Genomic DNA, 18649 nt, shown 5'->3' with positions numbered 1-18649 from the left:
GTTTACAGCCTTAAGTTGGTAGCTCTGATTATGACCAGGTATTTTTCTTGTGAAAATACTAGACTAATTTGTGAAGATCATGACCATGAGGTTGCCCAAATCTAATCAATCAGAAAAACGTGATTAATAATTGCTACCAACTTAAGGCTGTAAACCTTATCTATCAATGGTTATAGCATCTGGGTAATTGAGCTAATCATGGTCGGCATTCTGCCCCCGTTTACCATATTTTAGTTTTTTTTGATAATCATAATTATTTTAAGTTAACTAACTTGTGAAAATACGGATATCTTTTGTGAAACTTTTTTAAAGTTATCAATAATTTTACGGATGACGATTGACATTGTAAGTGAATAGACGGATGATAAATGAGGGATTTTACTCCAGGCACAGATTTTGACCTATGGATCAAGTACGGATAACTCCCAGAGACTCTAATTAATCAAACAGATCTAAGGAGTTTATGGCCAGAGTAGCTAGTCTGTTTTGGTACTTGATTCAACGGCAAGACGTCCGTGTTGTTACCTATAGTGTTCTGGGGAGACTATTTATCCTAAATTTTCTCCTAAATTGGTGAGACGACATCATCTCATCATTGCTTTTTCCTAGGTAACCAATCCGATCGGCAACGACGTTTGGCTACCTTTCAATCTACCGTCCAATTTTTAGACCTCTTGCATAAAAAGCCAACAACAGGGTGATAACTACTGTAGTTACCTCGTAGAAATTGACTTTTGCAAAAGGTCTTTTGAAAAACAACCAGTCACGGGTGTAAATATGAAAAATTTATTTTCGGCTCACCATCAAGGGCTGAAAAAACGGCAGCATCTATCCTCGCTCCTAACCATTGGAGTAACAACCGCAGGGCTATCCCTGGGCTTACCAGCACAAGCCATAGAGCTAACACTAGACAACAGCGCTAATCTCTGGGTGGATCAAGCCTTAAGGGCAGTAGAAAATAACCCGCCATTGGGACCAACAGGAGCCTCCCGGGCTTATGGCATCTTGGGTACTGCTATGTACGATGCCTGGTCGGCTTATGAAGGAACGCCGATTAGTACCACTCTTGGGGATACTCTGCAACGTCCTGATATTGAAAACACCCTGGAAAATAAGTCCCTAGCGATTAGCTATGCGGCTCATAGTGTCCTCTCGGATCTTTTTCCTTCTGAAGTTGCTTCCTTCGATGCCCTTCTGACTGATCTGCGATCGCTTGCTAGCAACTCTGCTTCTATCCCTACTGCTACCGAAGTTGGTAACACAGTAGCCAACAGCTTATTGCAGTTCCGACGTCAGGATGGTTCCAACCAGTTAGGGGATGACCCGAGGGGTACACTTGGTGTTCCTTACTCCGATACCACTGGCTATCAGCCCGTCAACGGTCCCGATAACATCGTCGATATCACTCGCTGGACACCAGAGCGGGTACCAATTGACAGCCCGGATGCCAGACTGCAACGGTTTCTTACTCCCCAGTGGGGCAACGTTACTCCCTTTGCCTTGAGCTCTGGGTCTGAATTTAGACCACCAGCACCAGAACCTTTTCTGCTTGTAGAGGGTACTCTGAATCGGGAGGAACGTACTGTCACTCTTGAGGATGGCACAGAGGTTAGTCTGGTTAACGAAGACGGCGAGGTTAATACTGACGTTGTTAACCCTGGGTTTATCGAGCAAGCTGAACGGCTCATTGAGGTTAGCGCTAATCTCACCGATGAGCAAAAACTAGTAGCTGAGTTTTGGGAAGACCCCTCTGGCACTCCTTACCCTCCTGGAACTTGGATGGGTTTTGGTTCATTCATCTCGGAACGGGATGACCAAACCCTAGATGAAGATATCCAACTTTACTTTGGTCTGGGGAATGCGGTTTTGGATGCTGGTATTGCTACTTGGGAAGCAAAAGTTTTCTACGACTATACTCGTCCCGTCCGAGCCATTCGCGAACTCGGTGAGCTGGGCTTAATTGGTGAATTCGATGAGGATTTGGGAGGCTTTGCCATCGAATCCTATGGTGGACCAGGACTAGGAACCGTAAGGCTATTAGCCAGTGATTTCATTACCTACCAAACTCCTGGTGCCGATCCATCCCCTCCCTTTGCGGAATTCACCTCAGGACATAGTGCTTTCAGTGCTTCTGCGGCTGAAATTTTCAAGCTATTTACCGGTAGTGATGAATTCGGCAATTCAGTAACCTTTGCCCCTGGTGCCTCTCGTTTTGAACCTGGTTTGACTCCTACGGATGAAGTCACCCTATTTTGGGAGACATTTTCCGATGCTTCTGATGAAGCTGGTATTTCTCGCATCTACGGTGGCATTCACTTCGATGATGGAGATTTACTCGGCAGACAGTTAGGCCGAGACGTTGGTGGCAAGGTCTATGACCGGACCTTATTCTTCATCAATGGTGGTGTGAAAGTTCCCGAGCCTACTTCTGTATTGGGTATGTTAGTATTTGGTGCGTTTGGTGCTGCTTCCATGCTCAAAGGAAAACGGGGAAATTAATCTCACCATCAATCTCACTAACATTATCTAAAAATCTTCCCAAGGGAAGTTTAGAAACCCTTGGTTTCTGATTAACCTAAAAAAAGAAAAGGGAAAAGGTTTCATAACAGTTCAGGTTTCGCCAAATACCTTTTCCCTAGCTGAAATCCCCCCAATTTTGGGGGGATTTCAGCTAGGATACAAAACAAATCTGGCTCTGGCAACTGAATTCTCTAATACAATCACCACGATACACAACGATGACATCAGTTGAGGATTCAACCGAGGATTCCAGTATAACTCTCGACAACTTACCCGATGATTGCGGACTGCCCAAGGGTAAATCATAGTAATCCATCAGAATTCTTGCCTAGTAACCAATAATACTGAATGATGATAAATAGTGTCATGGCAAGATCACGTTCATAAATGGGATTAGTCATTAGTACAGTCAATATGAAAGGTGGTGTGGGCAAAACCACCCTCACCGTCAATTTGGCGACTTGCTTAGCCAAAAATCATAATAAGCGGGTTTTGGTGGTCGATTTAGATACCCAAATTAGTGGAACCTTGAGCTTAATGCAGCCCCAAGCATTTGCTAAAGCTAGAAAAGGGAGGCGGACATTAAGTCGATTAATCGACAAAGTCACTAAACCTAGCTATCGCAGTCGCTTAACAATTGAGGATATTATTCAAACTGATAATTGTGATATCAAAGGATTGGATTTATTGCCAGGAGATATTGAGCTTTATGATGAATATGTAGTTTCTGATCTACTCCATAAGCAATCTGTTCAGGAAGGGGAGGTGGAATTTAGTAAGGTTTGGAGCCGCTTTGAAAGTCTATTAATCAAAGGGATATTAGAGCCGATTATCCCTAACTATGACTTTATTATTTTAGATTGCGCTCCTGGGTACAATCTTTTGACTCGCAGTGGCATTGTGGCTAGTGATTTCTATCTGCTACCAGCCAGACCAGAACCTTTATCTATTGTAGGAATTCAACTCCTAGAAAGACGGATTGCCAGGCTCAAAGAAAGTCATCAGCAGGATAGTCCTCTTAACTTGCAGCTGTTGGGGATTATCTTTATTTTGTCAGGCGGAGGACTAATGGGTAGGTACTATAAGCAAGTGATGAGGCGAGTTGATAACGATTTCGATAGCAACCAAATTTTTCAAATTCGCATTCCCATGGATGTTAATGTTGCTAAAGCCGTGGATAGTTTTAGTCCTGTAGTTATCGCTCATCCTAATTCTGCTGGCTCTAAAGCGTTCTTCAAGTTGACAGAAGAATTTTTGGTTAAGCTTGGGGCAATTAAAACTACCGAACAAATCAGGGATGAATAAATCAGGGATTAGTGTTGAATCTCCAATCCCTGATCTGGCTAATAGTGCTAACCGTCCTTAGCAATCTTTAAATCACCAATAACTTACAAGTTAGTTCACAAGTCACCTCAGAAGTTACCAGCTAAGGCAGCATTACAGCGTTCGCAGATGGTAGGATGCTCAGCAATTGTACCTACTTTAGAACCGTAGTTCCAACAGCGATCGCATTTTAAGCCTTCTGCATTGACTACCCCTAGCGCTATAGTTTCTGATTCAGCCCTATAGGCTGCTGTTTGTATAGCTTCTAGGGAATCTACTAATTCTACTTGAGAGGCTAAGAGCAGATAGCGCAATTCATCCACTTGATTTCCACTCAGGCTATCGGAAGGATTCATGGCTTCCAGGCGCTGCTTTAATTGTTGATCTTTAACATAAAGCAAGACCTTAGCATCTAGAGATGAACCAATCATCTTTTCCGCTCTGGCTTGTTCAAGTACTTTATTGACTTCTGTGCGGATGGTGCGCAAGGTTGACCAGGACGCTGCTAGTTCAGGATTTTTCCATTGCTCATCTAATTTGACCCAACCTGACTCAAATACGGATTCATGGGATTTCTGATAAGGTAGGTATTGCCAGATATCCTCTGCCATATGACAGAGTACAGGTGCGATCGCTTTAGCTAAATTTTCTAGTGCTATTTGTAGCACTGTCTGACAACTGCGCCGCCGTGGTGAGTTGCGAGCACTGATATAGAGTCGATCCTTGGCAATATCAAGATAGAAGTTAGACAGGTCTACTACACAGAAGTTCTGCACGCTCTGGAAGAACCGGAAGAATTGATAACTCTCAAAGGCATCAGTTACATCTTCAAATACCTCTGTGATCCGGTGTAGCATGTAGCGGTCTAATTCCGGTAACTCCTGAACAGGCACCCTATGCTTCGCTGGGTCAAAGTCATGAAGGTTGCCTAGCAGGAAACGGGATGTATTGCGAATTTTGCGATAGACATCGGCTAGTTGCTTGAGAATACTCTGAGATATTGGAACATCTGAGGAATAGTCTACAGAAGATACCCACAATCGCAGCACATCAGCTCCGTAGGGGGGTTCTTTTTTCTGGTTTTTACCACCCTCGATGATTATAGCTGGTTCCAAGATATTCCCCAAAGACTTACTCATCTTGCGCCCTTGGTCATCTAGAACAAAGCCGTGGGTTAAAACCGTTTTGTAGGGGGCATAGCCATTGCTAGCTACACTGGTGAGTAAGCTGGACTGGAACCAACCCCGGTGTTGGTCTGATCCTTCCAAGTAAATATCCACGGGATAGCGTAATTCTTCCCGTTGCTCCGCCACAGCTGCCCAAGAGGACCCGGAGTCAAACCAGACATCCATGGTATCGTTACCCTTGCGGTAGGTCTTACCATTATTGCGATAGGATTCTGGTAACAATTCCTCTACTGATAGTTCCCACCAGGCATCGGAACCTTTCTCAGCAATAATGCCTTGGACGTAAGCAATGGTTTCTTCATTGAGCAGGGGTTCGTTAGTTTCTTCGTCGTAGAATACCGGAATTGGTACACCCCAGCTCCGTTGGCGGGAAATGCACCAATCGGAACGATCCGCCACCATCGGGGTAATCCGGTTTTGTCCTTGGGCAGGGATCCATTTTACGGATGCGATCGCATTTATTGCTTCATCCCGGAATCCCTCTACTGAAGCAAACCATTGTTCTGTGGCTCTAAAGATAGTTGGCTTTTTAGTGCGCCAATCGTAAGGATATTTATGAACATACGGTACCTCTTTCAGCAATGATCTAGCTGTGTTCAGTGCCTCAATGATGGCTGGATTGCCATCCTTGAGCACATTCAACCCAGCAAACTGTCCCGCTTCTGCCGTAAACTTCCCATCTGCATCTACTGGCGAAAGGATAGGTAAGCCATAACGCTGACCCACACCATAGTCTTCTTGACCATGACCAGGAGCCGTGTGGACTAAACCTGTACCCGATTCAGTGGTGATGTAATCCCCACCAATCACAATGTTGCTTTCCCGCTCAAATAGGGGATGCTGGTAAGTACAATTTTCCAACGCCTCACCCTTAACAGTCGTTTTGACCGTAAGTGGAGTTTCCAGAGTAGCTGATAGTTTTTCTACCAAATCCGCTGCTACTAATAAGAATTGGGATTGGTTAGTTTGGGAACCCCCTTCCACTACCGCATAGGTCAGTTCTGGATTAACGGCTACTGCCAAATTTCCAGGGATTGTCCACGGAGTCGTCGTCCAGATCGCCACACCTAGATTTGGCAAAAATGGGTCTAAGATCTCCTTTATCCCTGGCGCTGCCTTAGTCATTGGGAAAGCAGCATAGATACTTGGGGAGGTATGACCTTCCGGATATTCTAACTCCGCTTCCGCTAGGGCTGTTTTAGAACTGGGACTCCAGTGAACTGGCTTGAGACCTCTGTAGATGTAGCCCTTCAATACCATCTGACCAAATACCCCAATTTGAGCCGCTTCGTACTGTGGGTTTAAAGTCAGGTAAGGATTTTCCCAGTCTCCCCATACTCCATAGCGCTGGAAACCTTTGCTTTGCTGCTCTACTGTTTTCAGGGCAAATTTCTTGGCTTTCCGGCGCAGTTTTATCGGAGTCAGCTGTTGACGCTCCTCTAGCTTCATGGCTTGCAAGACTTTCAGCTCAATAGGCAAGCCATGACAGTCCCAACCAGGGACATAGCGAACTTTGCGACCTTGCAGCAGTTGGTATTTATTAATGATGTCCTTGAGGACTTTATTCATGGCGTGACCCATGTGCAGAGAGCCGTTGGCGTAGGGGGGGCCATCATGCAACACGAAAATCTCGCCAGGATTAGTTTGTGACAGGCGCTCATAAATAGTTTGCTCTGCCCAAAACTGTTGGAGTTCTGGTTCTCGCTTGATAGCGTTTGCCCGCATATTAAACTCAGTTTTGGGCAGATTTACCGTATCTTTATAGCTTTTGGATGCTGTCACAGTTTCAAGGCGAAATTCTAGTAGATCAGTTGATTAGATTGCTATAACCCAATTTAACGTGTTAACCGCTGAGTGTGTAATGCTGAGTCGTTACAGGCAACATTACACAATCAACGGTCAACAAAGGATATATATCTATATAATATATCTCTCTTCTTTTTATTGGCAGCAATCTTGCCAACCTTCAAGTTTCCCAAGGAAGAATGGTGGGATTTTTTAGAAATCGGTTGTTTCGGGGTTGAAGCTGGTGGTAGCTTTTATGTTGCGCTCGATTTTTATTCCACCTTGGGATTATTAGGTAGTGGGGCTTTTGCTTCTGGTGCGATCGCTTCTGGTTTCTGGTCTGGCTCCTGACTTGACTCTGGCTGTGGGGGGGGTGAGTCTTCCTTAGCCACTGCTACTGGTTGGGGGGTTTCTGTCTTAGGGGGAGTCGTTTCAGCGGAATCTGAGGTTTTAGTGTCATCTGTTTCTAAAACCGCTTCTTGGGTAGTGGATGGTACCGTAGTTGCTTGATCCGCTGCAGGGCTTGGTTGGGCAGTTTTAGGATTAGTTTCCTGGGTGGGCGACGCCATGGTGGTATCTGCCGGTACAGCAGGAGTTCGGCCTGAGTCTTGGCGTTTGCCCAAAAGATTGCCAAAAAAGCCAGTTACTTTAGCTAGTAGCCCTTTTAATGACTCAAGTGGCAGTATTTCTTGAATCTTGGTGATAAATTCAGCTTGACTTGGGATAGGGGTTTGTTGTTCAACCGGTATCAAGGCTCGTCGCAAGGTCAAGGTTTGCCAACCCAACCAGCCTACCAACGATACACCCGCAATTTGACCGATTAAGACGCCGCCAGTAATGCGTCCAGCACAAATCCATAACACTAGAGCGTAGAATAATCCAACTCCACTCCAGATAAAGTCATATTTACGATGGACCTCTGGTAAAAAGAAGGCAGCTAGGTAAAAGACTAAGCTACCAAGAGCAATAACTAACGCCAAGAGGTATGCCAGCATTTTCGGAGTACTCCTTACGTGCTTCTTTACTCATCATGAAGCAAAATGTTGCCTCATATACAAATTATCTATCAATTAATCACTCATCTAAGCTTCACCACACTCACTTTACCCAGTATAGTGTGGGGTTTGAGTACTCCTACTTTAAACAATTGCGATTAGTACCGAATACGGGGGTCAATCAAAGCATTAACAATATCAATGGCAATACTTGCGATTACCACAATAGTGGCGAAGAATACCATAATCCCTTGCACCGTCGGGTAATCCCGTCCAGAAATTGCCTCATACAACCGATTCCCTAACCCTGGCCAAGAGAATGTTACCTCTGTCAACACTGCTCCACCTAATAAAGCAGCTAAGGTCAACCCGAGCACTGTAATCACAGGAATCATGGCATTTTTCAGGGCATGGGCAAAAACAATCCGCCTTTCGTGAATACCTCTAGCTCTGGCCGCTTCTACATAATCAGCCTTGAGAGTTTGCTTCAAGTTTACCCGCACAATCCGTTCAAAGATGCCACTCAACAGCAGCCCTAAGGTAATACTGGGTAAGGCTAAATAATAGATAGCAGTGAAAAACTGAACTAAATTACCACTAAAGAGACTATCTATTGTATATAGACCAGTAAATCCTTCTGGTGTTGCTAGGGTAATGGGATAGCGAGTACCGATGGGAAACCAACCCAGCTGAACAGAGAAAATTAACTGCACCACCATCCCCATCCAAAACAGAGGGATGGAGTAAGTAATAATGCCAAATAATCTACCCCCTACATCCCAAACTGTTCCGCTGCGGGATGCCGCTAAAGTACCGACTCCTATACCAACTAAGAACGCTATGGCCATGCCGCATACTGATAGTTCAACAGTGGCGGGGAAATGTTGTTGAATAATCTCCCAGACTTTTTGACCTTGGCTAGTGATTGAGGTACCTAGGTCTAAACGTAGCAAGGATCCTAAGTAGCGAATATACTGCAACCACAACGGGTCAGCTAATCCTAATTGTTGTCGGTAGTCTTCTTTAACCCTATCTGGAGCACGATTCCCTAATACAGCATCTACCGGATCTCCTGGGGTAGCTCTGAGCAGAAGAAATACTAGGGTGGTAATGGTCCATAGCATCAGGGGCGCTAGGAGAAGACGGATTATTATGTAGTATTTTAGGGCTTTAGCACGGGACATAAGCAATCGGGAATCGGGACATAAGCAATCGGGAATCGGGAATCGGGAATCGGGAATCGGGAACTTTTGATCAAGTAGTTTTTGATTAACTTGGTATCTTGAAAGACATTGTTGCTTAATGAAAAGCTAATTTTATAAAAGTTTAAGTTGCTTTTTAAACTATTGATAATCCTTTATTTCAAAGCTTTTACATATAATTAATTTATTATGATAAAATATCGAAAATTATAGGGTATATAATTATTTTTTAAATCAATTATAAATTATAAATTATAAATTATAAATTCCTTTTTTGATCAAAATTGACCACTCTTGAAACAGAGCTAATTAACAATTATCCCAAGCAACGGTATAAATGTTCTTTCCATCGGGGTGCATCGATAGACCAGATTACATTCATGTTTGGTGTTTGGTTGAGTACTCCCAGCTCATCCACTACAGTTTGACCACGGGTGAGTTCGCTTACTGTTTCTACCTCCACGTAGTATTTACCTTGCCTGGTTATGATGGTTGGGTCGAGAGCCACTGCCATCGCTACAGGATCAGCAAGGGTTAAGCCAGGGGAATGTTGAATCTTAATACTAGCTTCTAAGGCGCTAGCATTGCAGTCTACAAAAAAATTTGCTAAGCCTGTGCCTAAGCTTTTGATTTGTGCGATCTCATCGGGGAGCAATGCTGCTTGAGCACGGCTTAATTCCCAACCGACCATTTCCATGGGCATGCCACTGTGAAAGACAATTTTAGCGGCATCTGGGTCTACCCAAATGTTATATTCCGCAGCTGGGGTGACGTTGCCCACCACATTAGCGGCTCCACCCATGATTACGCAACGCTTTACTAGGTAGGCTATTTCTGGGGCACGAAGTAATGCGATCGCAATATTAGTCAGTGGTCCTAAAGTTACTAAGGTGATCTCTCTGGGATTGCTCTTAATAGTATCGATGATGACATCCACACCATGAGCTAGCTGGGGTTTAGCCTGGGGATCAGGGTAGTGCATGTTACCCATACCATCTTCACCATGGAATCGGTAAGCATATTTGCATGGGCGGAGCATGGGTTTAGGGCAGCCAAGGTAAACAGGGGTGGATGCGCCGCACATCTGGAGGGTATACAGGGCGTTTTTTGCCCCCTGTTCCACAGGTACATTTCCGCTAACTATACTAATCGCTTCAACCTGGACATCTGGCCAACGATGTGCCATCAGGAGTGCAACCGCATCATCGGAAGCGGTATCGGTATCAATCAGGAATTTCCGCATATCTGAATGTAGCATTTCTTAATGGCATTACTACCACAACTCTTAATGTCTTCTTTAGGCAACAACCCAAAATATCGGGCTAACCTGGGAGTAAATCCACCCTAGACAACTACTACAGCAAAACTGGCGGAGATTTTTATGACACAACGGACCTTTGGGGTAATTGGTTTGGCTGTAATGGGGGAAAACCTCGCGCTTAATGTAGAAAGTCGTGGTTTCCCAATCGCAGTATACAACCGGACTGCTGCCAAAACCGAGAAATTTATGGCTGAGCGAGCTCAGGGCAAGGATGTGAAAGCCGCTTATTCCTTGGAAGAGTTTGTTCAAGCTCTAGAGCGACCCCGCAAAATCCTAGTGATGGTGAAAGCAGGGAAGCCAGTTGATGCAGTTATTGAGCAACTCAAACCTCTCCTAGAGCCAGGAGATATGATCATTGATGGTGGCAATTCTCTGTACCAAGATACCGAGCGGCGGACCAAGGATTTAGAAGCCACAGGATTAGGATTTGTTGGCATGGGCGTCAGTGGTGGTGAAGAAGGAGCGCTCAATGGTCCGAGTTTAATGCCTGGTGGTACTTCATCGGCATACAAGGATTTAGAACCAATTTTGGTCAAAATTGCCGCTCAGGTTGATGATGGTCCCTGTGTGACCTACATTGGTCCCGGTGGTGCTGGTCACTACGTTAAGATGGCACACAATGGCATTGAGTATGGCGACATGCAACTAATTGCTGAAGCCTACGATGTACTGAAAAATGCCTTGGGACTAGATCACAAGCAGCTACATGAGGTATTTGCTGAATGGAACACCACTGATGAGCTAAATTCCTTTTTGATTGAAATTACAGCGGATATCTTCAAATACATTGATCCAGAAACGAATCTGCCCTTAGTGGAGATGATTCTTGATGCTGCTGGACAAAAGGGCACTGGACGGTGGACTGTAGTTAGTTCCCTAGAACTAGGGGTGTCAATTCCTACCATCTACGCTGCAGTCAATGCTCGTGTCATTTCCTCTTTTAAGGATCAGCGGGTAGCAGCAGCTAAGGAAATCACTGGTCCTGTGGGCAAGTATGATGGCGATGTCAAAGCATTTATTACCAAAGTCCGCGATGCTCTCTATTGCTCTAAGATGTGTTCCTATGCTCAGGGAATGGCACTGTTGAGTCGGGCATCGGAAGAGTTTAACTACAATCTGAACTTGAGTGAAGTTGCCCGGATTTGGAAAGGAGGTTGTATCATTCGAGCTGGCTTCTTGGATAAGATTAAGAATGCCTTCAACCAAAATCCCCAACTCCCCAATCTCTTGTTAGCTCCTGAGTTTAAGCAAACAATTTTGGATCGTCAGGATGGTTGGCGAGAAGTGCTAGCGGTATCAAACAAATTAGGGATTCCAGTGCCTGCTTTTAGTGCATCCCTAGATTATTTCGACAGTTACCGACGCGATCGCTTACCCCAAAACCTGACCCAAGCACAGCGCGACTACTTTGGTGCTCATACCTACGAGCGCCTGGATAAACCCAGGGGTGAGTTCTTCCACACCGATTGGATGGGATTGAGTTCACAAGCGTAGTATAGCGTTTTTAAGTTTTGTGAGGTACAGATTTCCTGGTTTTAGGGAACAGGGAACAGGGAACAGGGAACAGGGAAAAACTCCTGTGTACCTCATTAGGCTAAAAACCTCTATAAAACCTTATTACTGCTTTAGGGGCAAAGCATTTGGGCGACCATGATTTCTTTTGATTTGATCAGGTCATAGACCCGATGCTTTGCCTTAGCAACTAATCAAAAAATAGTTGAGTACAGCATAATTTATTGCCCTACATTTCTTGGGTAAAAGGCCACGCTACGCGAACGTAATTTTAATTTATAAACACCATTACAGCCATTGCTATAACAGCACAAAATAGACGATTTTTAAATCTACTAATTTAGATTTAGATTGGTTTGCGTTGGGTGGATTCCCAAGCCAATTTCTCTTCAAAATTATTGGCAGATCAATTATTCTGACTCCTCATATCATCTCAGGATAATCACCCTTAATCAAAATCTCCCTCATCTCCCCATATTCCCGCGTCTGCCCCAAACTCCCCAAACTCCCCACCCTCCGCTTAATTATGGGTATTTAACCGGACTTGATATAGCGGGTGATCCGTAATTTTTGCGATCGCTTTTAGCGTGGCCTACGGCAAATCGCGTAGCGGCTCCTTGGCCAAAAGGCCACGCTACGGAAAAGGAGCATCGCTTTTTTCGTTGCTGCTTTGATTCCCTGTAAAACCAACAAAGGAGCAACCACTATATTACTTCTTCGATGAGCTACACTCTACTTTCATTTTTGCTTCAGAACTCAAGGCAATCCTAGAACACCCTGTGGTTTCCAAAGCTGTGGACCCTCAAGGGTTGCAATCCTACCTGGTTTTTGGATACGTTCCTTCTCCCTTGAGCCTAGTTAAGGGGGTAAAAAAGCTACAACCTGCTCATAGTTTAATCATTGAAGCCGGAAAAACACCGCAGCTACATCACTACTGGCAACTCCAGCAAGTCGCAACATTGCAGAGTACGCCAGAAGCAGAAATCAGAGACAATCTTCGCTCGCGGTTTGAGTTGGCGGTAAAGCGTCGCTTAGATCGCAACAGTGATTTTTCTCCCGCAGCACTTCTGAGTGGTGGTTTAGACTCTACCCTGGTTGTGGGGATGATGAGCAAACTCTCAAAAGAACCAGTTCACACCTTTTCTACAGCCTTTGAAATTGGTTCCCTTGATGCTGAAATCTGGAACACAAATCCGAATCAGTGTAACTCTGATGCTGATGTTGCTAAAGCAGTGAGTGCCCATTTTGGTACCAAACATAGTCAGCTGATGATCTCTGGGAGACAAGATTTAATCGGCACACTGCGGCGTTGTGTGAGAAATTATGGTGAGCCTCATGGTAACCAGATTAACGTCACCATGCTCTTGCTGGCTGAATGGCTTAAGGAGCAAGGAATTGCAGTAGTAATGACTGGGGATGGCAGTGATGCCATCTTGGGAGGTGAGCCGCGCCATCTATTAGATATGCAGATTAGCCTCTTGCAAAAATTACCTAAGTGGTTGCGCAACTTAGCCTATGCCAACAGAAACAAATGGCCAGTAAAAGATCACTTTAATCCTACAGCTTTTAGAAGAGTTGACTTAGCACCCTTAACTGTAGAAAGATTAAGTACTTGGTTTACCTACGGCAAGGGAGAATTTAATCAGCTCTTACAGGGAGAATACGCTACAGATACCGGAGTCATAGACTCGATATATCAGGAACTATTAAAAAGTTTGCTCTCCAACAATCACATTACTAGCAACCACGATGCCCTGCTCTACATGGATTTGAAGTTGGATATTGAAGAATCAAATCGCATCAAGACATATAAAACAAGTACGCCAGCAGGTTTCGAATCCCTGACTCCTTTTTTAGATTACCAATTTGTTGAATATGCCATGTCTATTCCCTTTGCCAGGAAAGTGGGCTGGCAAAAAGATAAGCAACTGCTGAGAGCGACTTTCTCAGATTTATTGCCAAAAGTAGTACAAAAGCGGAAAAAGTATGGTTGGCGATCGCCTTTTGGTTCTTGGCTCAAAGATTATCTCTGGGAAGATGTTGGCGCGTTAATTAAAACATTGCCAGAAACAGGTATTTTTAAACCGGAAGTTTGTAACTTGATAAAAGACTACCAACCTGGTAATAGCCGCCAAATTTGGTCACTGCTAACTTTTGCTATCTGGCACCAAGAAGTTATGGAATGACCCATCTTAGCTTGATTCGCAAGAATCAAGCTAACTAGAAGCACTGGTATAAAAACGCAGGGCAAACTGCCAAAAGATCCCAGAAGCAAACAGCAATCCTAGGGCTAGAATACCGGAACCTACTACCCAAAAGGTATCACTGCGATTCAACATCACTTCTGCTGGGACTGTAGTCAGGAACGCCACTGGCACTACAAAGGTAAAGAAGAACCGATAGCTAGCCGGATAAGCTACAATGGGATACCGACCAGCTTCTAGCATACTGCGCAGAACAGCGGTGACATTGTAGATTTTGACAAACCAAATGCTCGTTGCTCCTAGCATAAACCAGATGCTGTAGAGGCTAGTCAACCCAAAACACAATGGCACTACACTTAACAGATAGTTGCTGATATCTAAGTCTAGGCGTGTACCAGCGTAGGCTATTACTATAATTGAGAAGATTAAGTCTGGTAACCCCCAAGGGCTGACACTTCGCCAAGACAGCCAGAACTGAGAACTAATGGGCTTGAGTAGGATAAAATCGAGGGTTCCTTGCTCGACGTGATCCACAATCCGGTTGAGATTGGGAATCAGGAATGTGCCAGAAAATCCCTGCAGTAATGTGAATATGCCTAGTATGACCAGCGCTTCTTCCCAATTCCAGCCAGAAAAGGTGTAGCCAGTGCGGTAAAACAAGAATAGACCAAATAGGCTACCAGCCAGGTTTCCTAGGCTGCTCAAGGTAGCGATCGCAAAATTTAGCCGATATTCCAGTTCAGCAGTGAGGGCCGTACTCCAGAACAACTGGAGTACACTCATATATCTTTTCATTTGGTTGGGCTGTCGATCAAACTTGGGCTACACCCAATAGTATCCCATGGGGCTAATGTACCAACTATGCCGTATAATTGGATTTTATTATAAGGTTCTGATAAGATATAAATTTTAACAGTTAGGTTCAACAGGATAATAATGAATAAAATCTTGGTAATTGAGGACGAGATTTTTATTCGAGAAAATCTGATCGAACTCCTTGAAATTGAAGGGTTTGACGCTTTGGGTGCTGAAAATGGTGTTGAAGGTGTACAGTTGGTTCAAAAAGAACCGCCAGATTTGATTCTGTGTGATGTAATGATGCCTGAACTAGATGGATATGGGGTATTGGAGGCACTACGGCAAGATCCAGCCACAGCCAAAATTCCTTTTATGTTTCTTACAGCTAGTGCAGATCGCAGCAATATTCAGAAGATCAGAGAACTAGGCATTCATGACTATATTCTGAAGCCATTTAATGTGGATAAATTCCTGGATGTGATCTCAAATCGGCTAGCGGAAAACAAGCAAACCTAGTGGTAATCATGGCAAGTAACAACAAACAGTTGACCACAGACCATTGACTAGCACGTTCTAATCAATAATTCTGTAGAAAGTTTCCGGAAAGTCTTGGAAGTATCTGGTATAATTGCCCTAACAGCCATTCAAGCTATTGATTGGGAGTCTGTGATCAAGACTCCAGAAACAATAATTTAGCTTTGATGCATTGAAGTATCAAACAACGGTTAAGTTGTTCTGTAGTAAATGCCTTGGTTGTTAAGTAAAAGCGCTTTTAGGATTTTCCGTCAAAGCAAAGAGAGATACCTCCTCATCAATTAACAATTGGCGTGCCATACACGGCTGACCGCTATGGGGCGGAAATACTGGGTTAAATGTATCTGATGAGTTCTAAGCCATTAATCCAAGATTCAGAACCCTTGGAAAGTCGATTAAAAGAAATTCCCCTAGAACCAGGGATTTATTTAATGCGTGACCATAGCGCTAGTATTATTTACATCGGCAAATCCCGAAAATTGCGTACGCGAGTCCGTTCCTATTTCCGTGACTCCCAACCCTTGAGTCCTCGCATTGCAATGATGGTGGCACAGGTTACTGATATTGAATTCATCGTAACCGATACGGAAGCGGAAGCCCTAGCGCTGGAAGCGAATCTGATTAAGCAGCACCAACCTTACTACAACGTACTGCTCAAGGATGATAAGAAGTATCCCTATGTTGTCATTACTTGGTCAGAGGATTATCCCCGTATCTTCATTACCCGTAAGCGGCGCATGGGGAATAAACAGGATAAATACTATGGTCCCTATGTCGATGTCAAGTTATTGCGCAATACTTTAGCTCTGGTCAAACAGCTTTTCCCCATCCGGCAACGCCCTAAACCTCTGTTTAAAGACCGTCCTTGCCTTAACTATGATTTAGGTCGTTGTCCTGGTGTGTGTCAAAAACTAATCACACCGGAAGAGTACCGTCAAACCATCCAGAAAATCGCGATGGTTTTTCAAGGGCGTACTGGGGAACTAATTGAGATGCTGACGGCCAATATGGAACAAGCAGCAGAATCCCTTAACTTTGAGCTAGCAGCGCGGATTAGGGATCAGATTACTGGACTTAAGTCCCTGAGTACAGACCAAAAAGTAGCCTTACCTGACGATACTGTATCACGAGATGCGATCGCACTAGCTGCTGATGCCAAACATGCTTGCATCCAACTATTTCAGATCCGTGCTGGTCACTTAGTCGGGCGCTTGGGATTTTTTGCCGATGTAGCCCCTCAAGGGAATGGGCCAATAGAACTCGGAGCCATTTTACAACGGGTTTTAGAAGAGCATTACCAAACTGCTGATGCTGTAGAAATCCCTACAGAAATTTTGGTGCAACACCCGTTACCCGATGGGGAGATGTTGGCTGACTATTTGAGCGTGCGCAAAGGTCGAAATGTAACTATACTCACCCCCCAACGGCAAACCAAAGCTGAACTGATTGAAATGGTCAAGCGCAATGCTAACTATGAACTGGAACGCACCCAGCGATTGGTTGACCGCAACACCAAAGCCATGCAGGATTTAGCTAACATTCTCGACTTACCGGATTTACCACGGCGCATAGAAGGGTATGACATTTCCCACATCCAGGGCAGCAATGCAGTGGCTTCTCAGGTAGTGTTTCTAGATGGCACACCAGCCAAGCAGCACTACCGTCACTACAAGATCAAAAATCCTAATATTACTGTCGGTCACTCCGATGATTTTGCTAGCCTTGCTGAGGTGATTCGCCGTCGCTTCAAAAAAAGTCAACTCGAACCAGAACTAGCAGATAGTATTAGCTCAACAATCAACAATCAACACTCAACAATTAACAATCAACAATCAACACTCAGAAAAGATTGGCCTGATTTGGTAATGATTGATGGCGGAAAAGGACAGCTATCAGCAGTTGTAGCAGTATTGCAAGAGCTAAATTTACAAGAAGAAGTGCCTGTGGTAAGCATAGCTAAACAGTACGAAGAACTATTTTTACCAGGGGAGCCATTGCCCCTAGCCACTGATCCCGAGCAACCAGGGGTGCAACTTTTGCGCAGGGTTAGAGATGAGGCTCATCGCTTTGCGGTGAATTTTCATCGGAAACAAAGAAGTAGTCAGTTACATCGTTCCCGTTTAGATGAGATTCCTGGATTAGGATTTCAGCGGCAAAAACAGCTATTGGCTCACTTTAACTCCATTGATTATATTCGCAACGCATCGGTTAAACAGCTTGCTGAAGTACCAGGCATTGGTTTGCATTTATCTAAGGAAATTTATCACTACTTCCACCCATGACTAGACCTCTTTAAAAAGTCGATTATATCATCATTGCTAGACTTTGAGAGGTCAGCAAACATAGGAAAATGTTAGACAAAAACTGAGGCAACAACTCAAACAAAAACTGAAACAATCTAGTCTAATCTGTCAATTAGCCCGAAGATATAAACCTTGCGGTATCAATCTCTAAGTAGGTTGACTCTGTAATTAGTTTGAATCAAGGGACTTGCAGATTTTGCGTTCCCGTAGCGGCTCCAAGGGAGCACCGTTTTCTGTGGACTTTCTTTATGTGGGCTTTTTTATATTGCTCTCGCGGATGCTTTGCTGATGTCGATGTTGGGGAGGGCTGAATCGGTGACTAAATTATCTGATTATCCATTATACATCTTATTTTATTAAAAATCAAACATGGATAGACAGTATCAGCTCAGGTCCTAATACTTTTTTAGTTAACAATTTTTAAGTTATATTAATAATGAAGCCACAAAAATTATCCTTCTGCAACAAAACTACCCAACACTACCAGTAACAGGGGAATAACCATGACCCGAAACACTTTAGATGAACACAGATCTCAGCGGAATGGCTCTGGCACTATCACTGAGCCTAATCACCAACAGAGATCTCAGCGGAATGGCTCTGGCACTATCAGTCAGCCAGATCAGCAACCTAATCACCAAGCTAATCACCAACAGGAGGATTCAGCCTCATCATTACCCAGATCCGGGACTAGTCAATCCCAAAACTCCTTGACATTAGGAGCAGGTACTTTAGTGATGGCCATGGGTATAGGCATTATGCTGACCTTGCTAGGAATGCGATTGATCGGGACAGCTCCAAAGGTTCAAAAAACCGATTCCCCTGCTGAAACTGTTCAAACCCCTGCGGCTGTCCCCTCTGCTGAAACCCCTGGGGCTGTCCCCTCTGCTGTACCTGCTCAAACTGTTACGGTGGCAGACGTAAAAACCACCACAGTTAACCGTACCCTAGAAGTTATTGGTAGA

12 protein-coding genes and 1 pseudogene are annotated in these 18649 nt (G+C 44.3%); 7 read left to right on the top strand and 6 right to left on the bottom strand.

What is annotated here, in order from left to right; genetic code table 11:
- The first annotated feature begins 777 nt into the window (after nucleotides 1–777).
- Both F6J94_RS13655 and F6J94_RS13650 read left to right on the top strand, forming a co-directional pair.
- The gene (locus tag F6J94_RS13655) at nucleotides 778–2499 is read left to right on the top strand and encodes a vanadium-dependent haloperoxidase (protein ID WP_293040888.1); all 1722 of its coding nucleotides are present in this window, start codon (nucleotides 778–780) and stop codon (nucleotides 2497–2499) included.
- A 408-nt stretch (nucleotides 2500–2907) separates the two neighbouring features.
- Nucleotides 2908–3825: a ParA family protein gene (locus F6J94_RS13650; protein ID WP_293040884.1), complete on the top strand. Its 918-nt coding sequence runs from the start codon at nucleotides 2908–2910 to the stop codon at nucleotides 3823–3825.
- A 107-nt stretch (nucleotides 3826–3932) separates the two neighbouring features.
- Here F6J94_RS13650 and ileS read toward each other — a convergent pair whose 3' ends face one another.
- The 4 genes from ileS to F6J94_RS13630 all read right to left on the bottom strand — a co-directional run bounded on the left by ileS (nucleotide 3933) and on the right by F6J94_RS13630 (nucleotide 10270).
- A complete protein-coding gene (gene ileS / locus F6J94_RS13645; protein WP_293040880.1) occupies nucleotides 3933–6812 on the bottom strand; it encodes an isoleucine--tRNA ligase in 2880 nt (959 codons plus the stop codon).
- A 275-nt stretch (nucleotides 6813–7087) separates the two neighbouring features.
- Nucleotides 7088–7810 carry a Ycf66 family protein gene (locus F6J94_RS13640; protein ID WP_293040877.1) on the bottom strand — a complete coding sequence of 241 codons (723 nt, stop codon included), beginning with the start codon at nucleotides 7808–7810 and terminating at the stop codon, nucleotides 7088–7090.
- Between the two features lie 158 nt (nucleotides 7811–7968).
- Entirely contained in the window at nucleotides 7969–8994 is a 1026-nt protein-coding gene (locus F6J94_RS13635; RefSeq protein ID WP_293040874.1) for an ABC transporter permease, read from the bottom strand.
- 334 nt (nucleotides 8995–9328) lie between these two features.
- The gene (locus F6J94_RS13630) at nucleotides 9329–10270 is read right to left on the bottom strand and encodes a nucleoside hydrolase (protein WP_293040871.1); all 942 of its coding nucleotides are present in this window, start codon (nucleotides 10268–10270) and stop codon (nucleotides 9329–9331) included.
- A gap of 123 nt (nucleotides 10271–10393) precedes the next feature.
- Here F6J94_RS13630 and gnd point away from each other — a divergent pair, with 123 nt between their 5' ends.
- Complete coding sequence (gene gnd, locus F6J94_RS13625) at nucleotides 10394–11827, top strand: decarboxylating NADP(+)-dependent phosphogluconate dehydrogenase (protein WP_293040869.1); 1434 nt, start codon at nucleotides 10394–10396, stop codon at nucleotides 11825–11827.
- A 600-nt stretch (nucleotides 11828–12427) separates the two neighbouring features.
- Here the strand turns inward: gnd and F6J94_RS13620 are convergent.
- Nucleotides 12428–12550 (bottom strand): hypothetical protein, encoded by a 123-nt coding sequence (locus tag F6J94_RS13620; RefSeq protein WP_293040866.1) that lies wholly within the window; start codon nucleotides 12548–12550, stop codon nucleotides 12428–12430.
- Between the two features lie 74 nt (nucleotides 12551–12624).
- Here F6J94_RS13620 and F6J94_RS13615 point away from each other — a divergent pair, with 74 nt between their 5' ends.
- Complete coding sequence (locus F6J94_RS13615) at nucleotides 12625–14031, top strand: asparagine synthetase B (RefSeq protein ID WP_293040863.1); 1407 nt, start codon at nucleotides 12625–12627, stop codon at nucleotides 14029–14031.
- A 30-nt stretch (nucleotides 14032–14061) separates the two neighbouring features.
- Here F6J94_RS13615 and F6J94_RS13610 read toward each other — a convergent pair whose 3' ends face one another.
- Nucleotides 14062–14844 (bottom strand): ABC transporter permease, encoded by a 783-nt coding sequence (locus F6J94_RS13610; protein ID WP_293040860.1) that lies wholly within the window; start codon nucleotides 14842–14844, stop codon nucleotides 14062–14064.
- A 141-nt stretch (nucleotides 14845–14985) separates the two neighbouring features.
- On the opposite strand from F6J94_RS13610, the gene F6J94_RS13605 reads away from it, so the two are divergent.
- The 3 genes and pseudogenes from F6J94_RS13605 to F6J94_RS13595 all read left to right on the top strand — a co-directional run.
- Nucleotides 14986–15363: a response regulator gene (locus F6J94_RS13605; protein ID WP_293019174.1), complete on the top strand. Its 378-nt coding sequence runs from the start codon at nucleotides 14986–14988 to the stop codon at nucleotides 15361–15363.
- 365 nt (nucleotides 15364–15728) lie between these two features.
- Nucleotides 15729–17663, top strand: a complete 1935-nt coding sequence (gene uvrC, locus F6J94_RS13600) for an excinuclease ABC subunit UvrC (RefSeq protein ID WP_293040857.1) — start codon at nucleotides 15729–15731, stop codon at nucleotides 17661–17663.
- A gap of 524 nt (nucleotides 17664–18187) precedes the next feature.
- Nucleotides 18188–18649, top strand: a pseudogene (locus F6J94_RS13595) (efflux RND transporter periplasmic adaptor subunit); the annotation flags it as partial.

The organism is Moorena sp. SIO1F2 (genome assembly GCF_010672755.1).
Lineage (GTDB): Bacteria > Cyanobacteriota > Cyanobacteriia > Cyanobacteriales > Coleofasciculaceae > Moorena.
The sequence above is the reverse complement of the archived record's forward strand: the minus strand, read 5'-3'. Positions and strand labels throughout refer to the sequence as shown.

Excerpts from the sequence above, each read along its gene's own strand:
- F6J94_RS13655 (WP_293040888.1), top strand. The coding sequence starts at position 778 with ATGAAAAATTTATTTTCGGCTCACCATCAAGGGCTGAAAAAACGGCAG.
- F6J94_RS13650 (WP_293040884.1), top strand. The coding sequence starts at position 2,908 with ATGGGATTAGTCATTAGTACAGTCAATATGAAAGGTGGTGTGGGCAAA.
- F6J94_RS13640 (WP_293040877.1), bottom strand. The coding sequence starts at position 7,810 with ATGCTGGCATACCTCTTGGCGTTAGTTATTGCTCTTGGTAGCTTAGTC.
- F6J94_RS13635 (WP_293040874.1), bottom strand. The coding sequence starts at position 8,994 with ATGTCCCGTGCTAAAGCCCTAAAATACTACATAATAATCCGTCTTCTC.
- F6J94_RS13630 (WP_293040871.1), bottom strand. The coding sequence starts at position 10,270 with ATGCTACATTCAGATATGCGGAAATTCCTGATTGATACCGATACCGCT.
- gnd (WP_293040869.1), top strand. The coding sequence starts at position 10,394 with ATGACACAACGGACCTTTGGGGTAATTGGTTTGGCTGTAATGGGGGAA.
- F6J94_RS13610 (WP_293040860.1), bottom strand. The coding sequence starts at position 14,844 with ATGAAAAGATATATGAGTGTACTCCAGTTGTTCTGGAGTACGGCCCTC.
- F6J94_RS13605 (WP_293019174.1), top strand. The coding sequence starts at position 14,986 with ATGAATAAAATCTTGGTAATTGAGGACGAGATTTTTATTCGAGAAAAT.
- uvrC (WP_293040857.1), top strand. The coding sequence starts at position 15,729 with ATGAGTTCTAAGCCATTAATCCAAGATTCAGAACCCTTGGAAAGTCGA.